General features: G+C 39.0%; 12 protein-coding genes. 9 read left to right on the top strand and 3 right to left on the bottom strand.

What is annotated here, in order from left to right; translation table 11 throughout:
- Positions 1 to 100 precede the first annotated feature (100 nt).
- The 3 genes from KK060_RS09800 to KK060_RS09810 all read right to left on the bottom strand — a co-directional run bounded on the left by KK060_RS09800 (position 101) and on the right by KK060_RS09810 (position 4101).
- Positions 101 to 2644 (bottom strand): ATP-dependent Clp protease ATP-binding subunit, encoded by a 2544-nt coding sequence (locus KK060_RS09800; RefSeq protein WP_254153542.1) that lies wholly within the window; start codon positions 2642 to 2644, stop codon positions 101 to 103.
- A 114-nt stretch (positions 2645 to 2758) separates the two neighbouring features.
- Positions 2759 to 3385 carry a WbqC family protein gene (locus KK060_RS25175; RefSeq protein WP_254153543.1) on the bottom strand — a complete coding sequence of 209 codons (627 nt, stop codon included), beginning with the start codon at positions 3383 to 3385 and terminating at the stop codon, positions 2759 to 2761.
- Positions 3386 to 3474: 89 nt separating this feature from the next.
- Entirely contained in the window at positions 3475 to 4101 is a 627-nt protein-coding gene (locus KK060_RS09810; protein ID WP_254153544.1) for an L-threonylcarbamoyladenylate synthase, read from the bottom strand.
- Between the two features lie 200 nt (positions 4102 to 4301).
- Between KK060_RS09810 and mltG the strand changes: the two genes are divergently transcribed.
- The 9 genes from mltG to KK060_RS09855 all read left to right on the top strand — a co-directional run bounded on the left by mltG (position 4302) and on the right by KK060_RS09855 (position 13431).
- Positions 4302 to 5348 carry an endolytic transglycosylase MltG gene (gene mltG / locus KK060_RS09815; protein WP_254153545.1) on the top strand — a complete coding sequence of 349 codons (1047 nt, stop codon included), beginning with the start codon at positions 4302 to 4304 and terminating at the stop codon, positions 5346 to 5348.
- Complete coding sequence (locus KK060_RS09820; RefSeq protein ID WP_254153546.1) at positions 5348 to 5752, top strand: acyl-CoA thioesterase; 405 nt, start codon at positions 5348 to 5350, stop codon at positions 5750 to 5752. The genes mltG and KK060_RS09820 overlap by 1 nt, the downstream gene beginning before the upstream one ends.
- A complete protein-coding gene (locus tag KK060_RS09825; protein ID WP_254153547.1) occupies positions 5752 to 6735 on the top strand; it encodes a YihY/virulence factor BrkB family protein in 984 nt (327 codons plus the stop codon). The genes KK060_RS09820 and KK060_RS09825 overlap by 1 nt, the downstream gene beginning before the upstream one ends.
- A 100-nt stretch (positions 6736 to 6835) precedes the next feature.
- On the top strand, positions 6836 to 8026 hold the full coding sequence (gene galK, locus KK060_RS09830; protein WP_254153548.1) for a galactokinase: 1191 nt from the start codon (positions 6836 to 6838) through the stop codon (positions 8024 to 8026).
- Positions 8027 to 8091: 65 nt separating this feature from the next.
- Positions 8092 to 9258 carry an aldose epimerase family protein gene (locus tag KK060_RS09835; protein ID WP_254153549.1) on the top strand — a complete coding sequence of 389 codons (1167 nt, stop codon included), beginning with the start codon at positions 8092 to 8094 and terminating at the stop codon, positions 9256 to 9258.
- 407 nt (positions 9259 to 9665) lie between these two features.
- A complete protein-coding gene (locus KK060_RS09840; RefSeq protein WP_254153550.1) occupies positions 9666 to 10994 on the top strand; it encodes a glycoside hydrolase family 43 protein in 1329 nt (442 codons plus the stop codon).
- Positions 10995 to 11124: 130 nt separating this feature from the next.
- Complete coding sequence (locus tag KK060_RS09845; protein WP_254153551.1) at positions 11125 to 11976, top strand: glycosyltransferase; 852 nt, start codon at positions 11125 to 11127, stop codon at positions 11974 to 11976.
- Positions 11973 to 13067: a glycosyltransferase gene (locus KK060_RS09850; protein WP_254153552.1), complete on the top strand. Its 1095-nt coding sequence runs from the start codon at positions 11973 to 11975 to the stop codon at positions 13065 to 13067. Before KK060_RS09845 ends, KK060_RS09850 begins: the two co-directional genes overlap by 4 nt.
- Position 13068: 1 nt before the next feature.
- On the top strand, positions 13069 to 13431 hold the full coding sequence (locus KK060_RS09855; RefSeq protein WP_254153553.1) for a hypothetical protein: 363 nt from the start codon (positions 13069 to 13071) through the stop codon (positions 13429 to 13431).
- The last annotated feature ends 35 nt before the right edge of the window (positions 13432 to 13466 follow it).

Below are 13466 nucleotides of genomic sequence, written 5' to 3' on the forward strand. Positions count from 1 at the left end.
CGCCTGGACGTATCAAATCAAAATTTAAGAATTTGCCCTAAATTCCTTACCCTTAAAAAAAGCCCTGTTGCCAGGGCTTTTAAAATTATTGAGATATCCTTTACTCTTTTTCCTTCTTAGAAGATGCTTTCGCCTTCTTGACCTTAATGGTAAGCGCATCCCCTGTACCTTCGTAGTCAGCAAGGATAGTTCCTCCCTCTTCTACTTCACCTTTCAGGATCTCTTCAGCTACTGGATCTTCAAGATATTTCTGTATCGCTCTGTTCAAAGGTCTTGCACCAAACTGCTGGTCGTAACCTTTTTCTGCCAAGAAATCTTTCGCCTTCTCCGTGAGCTCGATTTTGTATCCTAATTGGAAGATTCTGTCAAACAGTTTTCCAAGCGTGATGTCAATAATTTTGTGAATATGCTCGCGTTGTAGTGAGTTAAACACAATTACATCGTCTAAACGGTTAAGGAATTCAGGGCTGAACGCTCTCTTCAAAGCATTCTGAATGGTTGACTTCATTGCCTCTTCTTCGTTTTCACGTTTAGAAGCACTTGCGAAACCAATACCTGTTCCGAAATCTTTAAGGTCACGAACACCAATGTTTGATGTCATGATAATAATTGTATTTCTGAAATCAACTCTTCTTCCTAATCCGTCGGTTAAGATACCGTCGTCTAACACCTGCAAAAGGATATTAAATACATCAGGGTGAGCTTTTTCAATTTCATCCAACAGTACCACAGAATAAGGTTTGCGTCTTACTTTTTCTGTAAGCTGGCCACCTTCTTCATAACCCACATAACCTGGAGGCGCTCCTACAAGACGAGATACAGAAAATTTTTCCATGTACTCACTCATATCTATACGCACCAGTGCATCCTCTTTATCAAAAAGGTATGTGGCGAGTACTTTTGCCAATTCAGTTTTACCAACACCAGTAGGACCTAAGAATATAAATGAACCAATTGGTTTTTTAGGATCTTTCAACCCAACGCGTGTACGTTGAATTGCCTTCACCAGTTTCTTAATTGCTTCTTCCTGGCCTATTACTTTTCCTTTCAGCTCCTCACCCATACTTAAAAGCTTGTTGCTTTCTTTTTGAGCAATACGCTTGGTAGGAATGCCTGTCATCATAGCGATAACATCGGCTACGTTGTCTTCATTAACAGTATACTTTTCAGTACGTGTTTTTTCTTCCCACTTCACTTTTGCAGTTTCTAACTGCTCGATAAGCTTCTTTTCACGATCACGAAGCTGTGCCGCTTCTTCATACTTCTGACTCTTAACAACACGATTCTTTTCCTTCTTAACATCTTCTATAGCTTCTTCAAGCTTTACGATTTCTTCAGGAACATGAATGTTGTTTATGTGGACGCGCGCACCGGCTTCATCCAATACATCAATTGCCTTATCTGGAAGATAACGGTCGCTGATGTAACGGTCTGAAAGCTTAACGCAAGCTTCGATAGCTTCTTTAGTGTAGATCACATGGTGGTGATCTTCATACTTCTCTTTGATATTTTCAAGGATCTGAACAGTTTCTTCAGGTGAGGTAGAATCTACCATTACCATCTGGAATCTGCGGGCCAAAGCACCGTCCTTTTCTATGTATTGTCTGTATTCGTCAAGTGTTGTTGCTCCAATGCATTGGATCTCTCCGCGAGCCAAGGCCGGCTTAAACATATTGGAAGCATCCAGCGATCCTGAAGCTCCACCAGCGCCAACAATTGTATGCAACTCATCAATGAACAGGATCACGTCAGGTGACTTCTCTAGTTCGTTCATGACCGCCTTCATACGTTCTTCAAATTGACCGCGGTACTTTGTACCTGCAACTAAAGAAGCAAGGTCAAGTGTTACCACGCGCTTGCCAAAAAGTACCCTTGATACTTTCTTTTGGATGATCCTTAAAGCAAGACCTTCTGCAATGGCAGTTTTACCAACGCCAGGTTCACCAATAAGTATTGGATTGTTTTTCTTTCTGCGCGAAAGTATTTGTGCAACACGCTCAATTTCTTTTTCACGCCCAACGATAGGATCCAGTTTATTATCTTCTGCTAAGCGAGTGAGGTCCCGACCAAAGTTGTCGAGCACTGGGGTTCTGGACTTTTCTGTTCCTTTCTTCTCTTTACCAGCGCCTGAGCCAGAGCTCGCGCTTCCAAAGATTTTTGATGAGTCATCATCCGGATCATCAGTATCCGAAGATGCCATCGGTCCTTCATTTTGGTATTCCAGCATTTCTTTTACAGTCTCGTAGTTAACGTCAAACTTATTTAAGATTTGTGTTGCAAGATTGTCCGCATCACGCAGGATTGATAACAGCAGGTGTTCTGTACCGATAAGTTGTGCTTTAAAAATCTTAGCTTCAAGGTAAGTTATCTTTAACACTTTCTCAGAAGCCTTTGTCAATGGAATATTGGCAAGATTCTTAATCTCATGAGTAGCTGTTCCTTTTGAAATTTTTTCAATTTCTGCGCGAAGTTCATCAAGGGGTACACCGAGCTTTTTCAACACTCCTACAGCTACACCTTCACCTTCACGGATCATTCCAAGTAAAAGGTGTTCAGTGCCTATATAGTCATGCCCTAAGCGCAATGCTTCTTCCCTGCTGAGTGAGATCACTTCTTTAACACGGTTGGAAAATTTGGCTTCCATGTAAAAATTTCTAAATGATTAGATTAAATATAAATGTAAAATTTTTCTACCGTACAATGCTACAGCAAATAAAAGTTAATATTTCTTCTTCAACGAAATAAATCCCCCATTTGTTCAATTAATTGCGGAAGCGCGTACAATACTCAGCGAACCTGGACCTTCACAAAAAATCAGGTCGATGATGCTCATGTTAGGGACAAACATACTGCCAAAGACTTGCCGATATTGTACGCTTTTAAAAAATCTATTACAATCACCTTCTTTTTTGGGATTTAGCACGGATCGGTAGTCTTTAATTTCTAAAGAGGGCGATTTTTCATAAAATGACGTTTCCATTATGTCAATATTACAACGCATCCATTTAAGACACATTGTCAGTAAGTCCATATTTAAGTCATAAAGAAAGACGTGCTTTTTAAAAAGTATTTGACTTAAATCAGAAGCGTAGTATTCAAAAAAAGGTGCATTTCCGTAAGCCGATTGAATTGTTCTCCAATGATTATTCAGCCACTTCTGAGAGTGATCTATTTTAACATCTTTTACGATTGTTTTGCCGTGCTTCGACGTTAACGGCACTATTAAAATTTCCTTACCTTGAGCAGTGTTAATATAACAACGATTGCGATAGGTTTGTTTCTCATAATGTTCAAATTTTTCTACATGTACTTCTGTAAAGTTTTGAATGAGAGAGAAATAAGAAACTGGAGGTAGATACTGTAGCTCAATAAGAATACGCTTCACAAAGCAACTTTAATTATAATTTGCCATTTACGCCAGGCAATTGGCTGACAATATATGGCTGCTTTATTACTAAGCAATGTTTAATAGCTCTAAATATACTCATCGGCTACACCTAGACCTTGCCTCACTATCTCTAGTTGCTCCTGAGTACAGTCAATCACCGTTGAGGGCACATTTCCGCCGGCGCCGCCATCAATAACAATGTCAACTAAAGATTTGAAATCGTTATAGATTTCTTCGGGATCAGTAGTGTATTCTAATATAGTGTCATCGTCCTTTATTGAGGAGGTAATCAAGGGATTGCCAAGGGAGGATACAATCATTAACGGAATCTGATGATTGGGAATCCGGATTCCGACAGTTTTCTTATTGGCATCCAGTATTTTAGGGACTTTACTGCTCGATTCGAGGATAAAGGTAAACGGGCCAGGAAGTGCTTTCTTAAGCAGCTTAAAAATGGGCGTTTCTACAGTGGCGTATTCGGATATGTGACTTAAATCATTGCAAATAAATGAGAGATTCATTTTTTGTGGCTTGATCTGTAAAATCTGACATAGCCTTTCGACGCCCTTTTTATTCATCAAATCACAACCTATTCCATAAATGGTATCAGTAGGGTAGATGATAACGCCTCCCTTTCGAAGCACCTCAACAACATGGTTGATCTTTCTTTGTTCAGGATTTTTTGGATGTATTTTAAGGAACTCTGCAGCCATTAGAAATAAAAGTAATTTTTATTTGTTAATTAAACTGACATGATGGACACATGCAACATAAACACGCTGGATTAAAACCAGCAGTTATATACATTTGCATTTTAAACATCATAAGTTAGTGTAATAATGTATGCCAATATTCCGGACACTACGCCGGTGTATGACATGTAATATATTCCTTAAGTACCAATAATTAATACATGAAACCATCAAAAGGGTTAGTTTTCTTTTTACTGTTCTCGATGCTCTTGATTTCCTTGGGCTATTATGCTTATCAGATTTGTTTTACCCCCAACGTGCTGGTAGGAAAAGAGGAGCGTGTTTTTATTATTCCCAGAGACGCTGATTTCAAATTTGTTCAAAAGAAGTTTCACGAAGGAAATATTGTTCAGGACCTGATGTCCTTTAGTTTTTTAGCAAGGCTGATGGAGTATCGTGATCATGTGAAACCGGGTCGTTATATTCTCGAACCAAACATGACCAACCTCCAGGTTATCCGGTTATTGCGAGCAGGAATTCAGGAGCCGGTTAAAGTAACATTTAATAACGTGAGGCTTATTCGCGATCTCAGTGAAAAGATTACGAAAAATCTGAACATGAAACCTGAAGAATTCGAAGCTGCGCTTATTGAGTTTACAATGGCGAACCGCTCTGGCTTTAACAAAGACAATATTCTATGTATGTTCATTCCAAACACTTATGAGGTGTATTATAATGTTGCTCCAGAGGATCTTGTCGATAGAATGAGCAAAGAATTTCAGAATTTCTGGACCGAGGAAAGAAAGGCTAAAGCAAAAGAGATAGGACTAACACCGATTGAAATATCGATTCTGGCTTCTATTGTTCAGGCTGAATCAATCCGTGCAGATGAGGCTCCGATTATAGCAGGCTTGTACCTTAACAGGTTGAAGAAAGGTATTGCACTTCAGGCTGATCCAACGCTGGTGTATGCAGTAGGAGATTTTTCTTTGAAGCGGGTTTTAAACGAGCACAAGGAAATTGATTCACCTTATAATACTTATAAATATGCCGGTCTTCCTCCTGGGCCTATTAACCTTCCTGAAATTCGCACCCTTGACGCAGTTCTTAATTTTAAAAAGAGCGATTACATCTACATGTGTGCGAAGGAAGATTTTTCAGGCAGGCATAACTTTACAAGCAGCTACCAGCAACATATGAATAATGCCATTAAGTACCAACGTGCATTAACGATCGAAATGAAGAAAGCAGCTCAAATGAAGAAATAATGTACGTATCTGAAACCAAAGTAAGAGTGCGTTATGGAGAAACAGATCAAATGGGCTATGTTTATTATGGCTTTTACTCCATGTACTATGAAGTAGGTCGTGTTGAAAGTTTAAGACAACTTGGCTTAAGTTACAAAGCGTTAGAAGAAATGGGAATTATGCTACCGGTCATTGAAAACCATTCAAAATATTTGGCGCCGGCATTTTATGATGACGAACTACGGATAGTAACAACACTCCGTGAAAAACCGGGTGTAAAAATTAAGTTTGAGTACGAAATATTTAATCCTGAAAATAAATTAATTCATAAGGGTGAAACGCTACTGGTTTTTGTAGATAAAAGAACAAACAGACCATGTCGTCCACCTGAAGCTATGGAAAAAGTGCTAGCACCTTATTTTTAATGAAGTACAAGCATAAAAGAAGAATTCTTAACTGGTCACCGATTTGGTTTCTGATCCGCTGGATGCGGAAAGTTCGCTTTAACAAGTATGAAGGCATCTCACTATACAAGATTTTCAAATCCTTCGCATTTAATATGAAGGATGATGAGGTTATGGACCGCGCAAATGGGGTCGCATACAACTTCATGCTGGCCATCTTCCCGGCCGTTATTTTTCTCTTCACGCTCATACCCTTTGTCACCAAGTTCTTTCCGGAAGTTAATACACAAAGCATTATGGGCTTTATCCGGGAACTTATGCCGCCAAGTATGTACGAGGTGGTATCAACAACAGTTTTAGACATTGTAAGCAACCAGCGCGGAGGATTGTTAACCCTTGGTTTCTTCTTTGCGATGTACCTGTCCACTAATGGTATGATGGCATTAATGCGCGCTTTTAACGCCTGTTATAAAACAATAGAAAAAAGGCCAGGTTGGAAAACAAGGTTAATAGCGACGGGATTAACTTTCAACATGGCTTTCGTTCTCTTTCTCGCGACCATACTCTTGGTTGTTGGTGAATTTGTACTCGACTACGTGCTTGCCAATCTTTACCGCTTTGAATTTCTTAATATTGACAAGTACAGTCTTTACCTATTATCGGCCGTTAGGTTTCTCGTTATCTTTATAGTCTTTTTCCTTGCCATATCAACCATTTACTACTTCGGCCCATCCATTCATTATAACTGGCGATTCTTTTCTATCGGCTCCTTTATAGCCACCATTCTTGCCTTGGCGGTGACTATCGGATTTTCTTTTTACGTTACCAATTTTGCCAATTATAATAAAGTCTATGGGTCCATTGGTGTAATCATCGCCATTATGATTTGGGTACAACTTATAACTGTTGTTTTACTTATTGGCTATGAAATCAATGCAAGTATTCACGAGGCAATTCGTCATGAAGCCTTAAGAAAGGCCCGCCGGCTAGCAGTAAAACCGTAGTTTAGATTTAACGGTATCGTTTTTTTTGTAAGATTGCATAAACAGGCAGGCTGGTTAGAAACTTAACAGTTTACCTGTCTACAAATCTTCACAACAATATATGTCAAACCTTGCAAGGGAAATAGCAACAAAGTTTAAAGAAGTATTTAAAACAGAGCCCATTATTGTCCGTTCTCCTGGTAGAATTAATCTTATCGGAGAACATACCGATTATAATGACGGTTTTGTAATGCCCGCAGCCATTGATAAGGAGGTAATTTTCGCAATTGCTCCTTCTGCTAATGAAAAGTCTATCGTTCATTCCGCTATGTACAATGAGCAATTTGAGTTTGATTTACAAAACCCTCAAAAAGTAAAAGAGCCAAAGTGGGCTAACTTTCTATTGGGTGTTCTGTATAAACTCAAGCAAGAGGGGTATGCTATTAAACCGTTTAGCTGCGTATTTGGTGGTGAGGTACCAATGGGGGCAGGGCTTTCGTCTTCAGCCGCAATAGAATGCGGTTTTGGTTATGCTCTAAGCGAGGTAAACAACCTCAATGTTCCAAGGCTTGACATTGTTAGGATTGGCCAGTGGTCAGAACATAACTTCGTGGGCGTGATGTGCGGCATCATGGATCAGTATGCAAGTGTAATGGGAAAAGAGAACCATGTGATTGTTCTCGACTGCAGATCACTTACCCATCGTTATTCCCCGATTGACTTAAAAGAGTACACATTGATTTTATGCGATACCAAAGTTAAACACTCACTTGTTGACTCTGAGTATAACACACGTCGAAGTGAATGCGAGACAGGGGTATCAGTTTTGAAAAAACATCATCCACAGATTCAAAGTCTACGGGATGTATCACGTGATATGCTTGAAGCGCATCGGGACGAATTAAAAGGTAAAGTATACGACAGATGTCTTTATGTAGTACAGGAGATAGAGAGGGTGCAGCAAGCGAGTCTTGACCTTGAAAAGGGTGATCTGACAAGTTTTGGACAAAAAATGTTTGAAACACATGAGGGTCTCTCTGAACTATATGAAGTAAGCTGTAAAGAACTCGACTTCCTAGTTAATGAAGCAAAGAAGTTTAAAGAAGTACTTGGGGCGAGAATGATGGGCGGCGGATTTGGCGGTTGCACCATCAATATCGTTAGGAAAGACTTTGTTACGGAATTCGAAAACAACCTGAAAGTAAACTATAAGAAAGCGTTCAACATAGATATGCCCACTTACAAGGTGAATATCAAAGATGGTACGAGCATTATAAACAAAGTTCAGATCCTGTCACATGAATCCGTTTAATTTAAACATCGTGGAATACCGAGAATACTACTAATTTAAAACTACTTACCTTACAACATGTTATTATGATAAACAAAATCAATGCATTTTTACTGTTAACAATTCTCATCATAAGCTGTAATCCCAAGAAAGAAGTGAATACTGAAACCAAACAAGCTGACTCTCTTACAACAAGAGGCTCTGTTGAATCCGCTCCATTTGGCACAATGCCTGATGGCACACAAGTATCTGTTTTTACACTTACAAACAGCAACGGAGTTAAAATGAAGGTAATAAACTACGGCGGCATAATTACTTCACTATCTGTTCCTGATAAGAATAACAAAATAGAAGACATTGTATTGGGATTTGACGAGTTGGATGGCTATTTGAAAGACAGTCCGTTTTTTGGTGCATTAATTGGTCGATATGGCAACCGCATTGCAAAGGGCAAATTTACTTTGGATGGAAAGTCGTACAGTCTTGCAGTAAATAACGGAGCTAACCATTTACATGGAGGCAACAAAGGATTCGACAAAGTATTCTGGAACATCAAAAAGGATTCAACTGACAACGGCGTAGCTATAAAATTGAGCTATACAAGCAAAGATATGGAAGAGGGCTACCCTGGGAACTTGCAAGCTGAAGTAACATATACGCTTACCGATAATAATGAACTACAAATCGACTACAAGGCTACAACAGATAAAAAGACAGTTGTTAATTTAACTCAGCACACCTACTTCAATTTAACAGGCGGAAAACAGGATATACTATCCCATCATCTTCTTTTAAACGCTGACCGTTTTCTGCCCGTTGATAAAACACTAATACCAACTGGTGAACTTAAACCAGTAAGCAATACGCCTTTTGACTTTACCAAGTCACAAATCATCGGGTCGAGAATTAGTAACAATGATGAGCAATTAAAAATTGCAGGAGGTTACGATCATTGTTGGGTGTTAAACAAAGCTACTGATGGGTTGAATACCGTTGGTACTCTTTATGATTCAATAAGCGGAAGAGAAGTAACTGTATATACTACAGAACCTGGAGTACAATTTTACAGCGGAAATTTTCTTGATGGTTCAATTACTGGTAAAAGTGGAGTGGTTTACAATAAACGTTACGGACTTTGCCTGGAAACTCAGCATTTTCCTGATTCACCAAACAAACCGGAATTTCCTTCTGTAGTTTTGAACCCTGGTGAGACTTATACGTCACAAACTGTATATAAATTTTCTGTTCGATAGATTAGTTCCGTTTGCAAACCAAACACCTGCCAATTTTAAATAAAAGCAAAGTTGGCAGGTGTTTTCATTCCAGCTCATCCCTTTTGTTAATCATTATTCTACCCCTATAGGCGCTTCCCCCGAAGTAATCTGCTCTCATTCTATTCCTAATTTTTTTCTAATAGCACAAGGATAACTTTAATTGAACGTTGAGGGTTATAGATTAAAACACATTGGATGTTAATGAGAATACTACATCGCCTTTACCATACCACAACTACTTTTAAAAACACACTTCAATCAGCAGTATTTATTTGCGAGAATTCATTTAAACCATGCTCGGGTAGCTTTAGCACATGCACGAAAAAAATATAGTGCTCGACAGATTTACATTTGTAATGTCTTAATTTTACATCTCCTACTTAGCTATGCCATTGAAGACTTTTGTTTATAGTTTGCTAATTACTGTCGTTAGCCTCACATCATCCTATTCTCAAAAAACGTTTACCAATCCTCTTCGGAAGTCGGGACCAGATCCTTTCATTGTATACCACAATGGATTCTACTATTTAACCTATACCATTAACCCTGCAGATCAACCGGGTGGTAATGGAATTGAGATCGTAAAAACTACAAGTCTGGCTGAAATCAATGGTACCGACGCTTCTCTTGTATGGCAGGAGACTGATAAAGCTAAGAAATATAACATGTGGGCACCGGAGCTTCACCGCCTTAAGTCGGAGAAGGGATACAAATGGTATTTGTACTATACGTCTGGTTCTGATATGTGTTGCGAGGGTCAGCGCATACATGTACTTGAAAGCGAGCATGACGATCCGATGGGGCCTTACAATTACAAAAGCCAGCTTACTAAGGATTACTCAATAGACGGCAGCGTTTTTAGCATTGGTAATGACTTGTACTTTTTATACTGCAAACCATACGAAGGCAACCACGTTTATATAACATCTATGAAGAATCCTTACACCCTTAAGGGACCTTCCGTTAAAATTTCTTCACCCCGATACGCGTGGGAAAGGGCGGCAGGTGTAGTTAACGAAGCGCCTATTGCTTTAGTTAGAAATGGAAAAATATTTGTTGCATATTCGTATAACGACTGTAGCTCTGCTAACTATGGCTTGGGGATGCTAACTGCTGATGCGAACAGCAATCTGCTCGATGCAAACTCCTGGCACAAATCTCAAAAACCTGTTTTCCAAAGAAATGAATTAAACGGCGTTTATGGACCGGGTCACAACGGTTTCTTTAAATCACCTGATGGCAAAGAAGATTGGATGGTATATCATGCTAACTCTTCACCTACTGATGGCTGCAGTGCTCAAAGAAGTCCGCGTGCTCAAAAAATAAATTGGAATGCTGATGGAACTCCAGACTTTGGTGTACCACTGGCATTAAGCAGCCATATCACACTCCCATCGGGGGACCCAGGCCCTTCAGGAGGTATTTATCTGCAGGCGTTACAGGAGACCGACAATACAGCTTTCAAGATTTACCCCAACCCTTCAATGGACGTTGTACATATCGACTACATTTCAGAGAAAGATGAATTGATAAATATTCAAGTTCTCGACGTTAACGGTAAACTTAAGGCAGACGTTTGTAGCCGCTTTGTAACTAAAGGAATTGCTTTGAAAGAAACATTTAGTCTTGATAATTTCCAAATGGGAATTTACATCATCAAAGTCTCTTCTGCGTCAATTAACAAACATTACAAAGTACAATTAAGCCAATATTGATCTTCTTCCCGCTTCAAACGGTTTAGTACATAAATGCTGCTGCTTGTAAATCAGGCAGCAGTATTTTTTTTATATCAACTATAAGTCCTCGGCATGTTTGTAGTATAAGAATCCATGCTAATTAGGAGTTATGGATTTCTGCGTACTAATACCTTATCACAACGACTTTGAAGATCTCGTTCGATCGGTAAACAGCATTAGTTACGATACAGGAAAGTTTTGTGTGGTAATAGTTGATGACGGTAGCACTAAAAAACTTACAAAGTATGAATTGCTTCCGCGTATTAAATCAGGCGTATCAGTAAGCATAGTTCGACTGGAAAAGAATCAAGGAATTATCGTCGCACTGAATACTGGCTTACAATATATATTAGACTCTGTCAACTGCCCTTATATAGCGCGTTTAGACTGTGGGGATATCTGCGATCAATCCCGGTTTAAGGCACAGGTTAGCTATCTTAATGAACATCCTGATATTGATTTTCTAGGCTCCTGGTGCACATTTACAAACTACAGCACTTCTGAAAGTTATCTATACAAAACACCGACAGATCATGAGGCTATCGTAAAAGAAATGAATTTCAGAAACGTGTTCATTCATCCGACAGTAATGTGGCGCAGAAGGGCTGTTGAGCTTTATCCTGACAATTATCCACATGCAGAAGATTACGGCTTGTTCTACCGGCAGATTAAAAAAGTAAGATCAGCAATACTACCATTGTCATTAGTTACGTGCAAGATCAATCCAAATGGCATTTCGCTGAAAAACAGGAATGCCCAACTGGATAGCCGGATAGCAGTAGTAAAAGCGATGAGCGAAAATAGGATTCTTTCAACACTTGGCATATTGAAAATAAAACTACTTAAGATTCTACCTTTCACTTTGGTTTTTCAACTGAAAAAAATGTTATCTGCCGGGTTGGCCCCATCCGATGGCATTCAAATATTAACAAGTTCAACAAGTAAACCTAAAGGTATATGAAAATAGTACACGTTGTTGAACCGTTTGTTTCTGGAGTGGCAGTGTTTGTGAAGCTGCTAGTTGAGAATTTACCAAATGATCAACATATAATAATACATGGTGAACGAAAAGATGTAGCACCTGCAGAAGCTGTTAAGAAAACTTTTCCTGTAAAGAATGTAAAGTTTATCAAGTGGCGTTCTGCACAACGCAGCATCAATCCTAAAAAGGATTTGCTTGCGTTTATGGAACTATATTCAATTCTTAAGAGACTTAAAAAGAAAAACCTTGTTGATGCTGTACATTTGCATTCATCCAAGAGCGGATTTCTTGGAAGGCTCGCGTGTCGGCTAGCGAATATAGACAACGTAGTATATACTCCTAATGGAGCACCATTCTTACTTAAAGGTGCAAGCCCTGTTGGAATGTTGTATAAAGCGTTAGAGAAAATAGGCAGCGCATTGGGTGGTAAAGTTGTTTGCTGTTCTCAATCAGAACAACAGGTGTACCTTTCTTTGGGCATCAAAGCCTTGAATATCAATAACGGTATTCCTGTTAACAAAAATTTACCCCAAGTTAATTTGCCTAAAGGCAATCGCTTTAGAATTGTTAACTGTGCCCGCATTACTGATCAGAAAAACCCATGGCTCTTCAATGAAATAGCGAAACAGTTTGAGGGTATGGAGCAGTTTGAATTCATATGGGTAGGAGATGGGGAGGCACGTGAAGCGTTAACCTCAAGCAATATTGTTATTTCCGGGTGGATACCAGAGAAAAAAGCCCATGAAATAGTAAGTACAAGTGACATATACCTTTCAACTTCAAACTTTGAAGGTTTGTCATTCTCTGTGCTGGAGGCACTTGTATTTAAAAAACCTGTTCTTCTTACTGATTGCGTTGGCAATAAAGATGTAGTTAAGAAGGGCTTAAATGGAGACTTATTTCAAAGCGCTAAAGGCGCGGTATTAAAAATTATGCAATACTTTAATAACAGGAAGATGTTAACAGTGATGGGCGAATACTCCAGCAATTACTGCAAACAAGCTTTTAATATCAGCTCAACATCTTCTATGTACAGAAACTTATATAGCGGAAATAATTTAGTAGCCTAATATGAACCTGACACAGAAATCAATAAGACGCACCGATAACACATCTGTTCTTCATCGTATTTATGAAAGACTGGATTGGTTAATCAAATACTATGGAAGTGAACTTGCTCAAAAGCAACAAAACATCCAGCAATTACAAAATGAGATAGAATTATTAAAAAAGACTTTAGCAGAAAGGGATGAAACGATTCTTGAACTAGAGAACAAACTCAACCAGTGCTCTTCTGAAGAAGAGGGCAACAGACAACTTATCAACAAGTTGCTTGCAGATATCAGCAAGTATGAAAATGATATTGAGTGGTTTAAAAGAACCTATGAACACAGAAGTGTTCTTGGATTGTTCAAGCAGAAATTTTTTAAGTAGAAGAATGCATACAGGAGAGGATACTCTTTGATGAA

Origin of the sequence: Chryseosolibacter indicum (assembly GCF_018598585.1) — a bacterium.
GTDB classification, from domain to species: Bacteria; Bacteroidota; Bacteroidia; order Cytophagales; family Cyclobacteriaceae; genus Chryseosolibacter; species Chryseosolibacter indicus.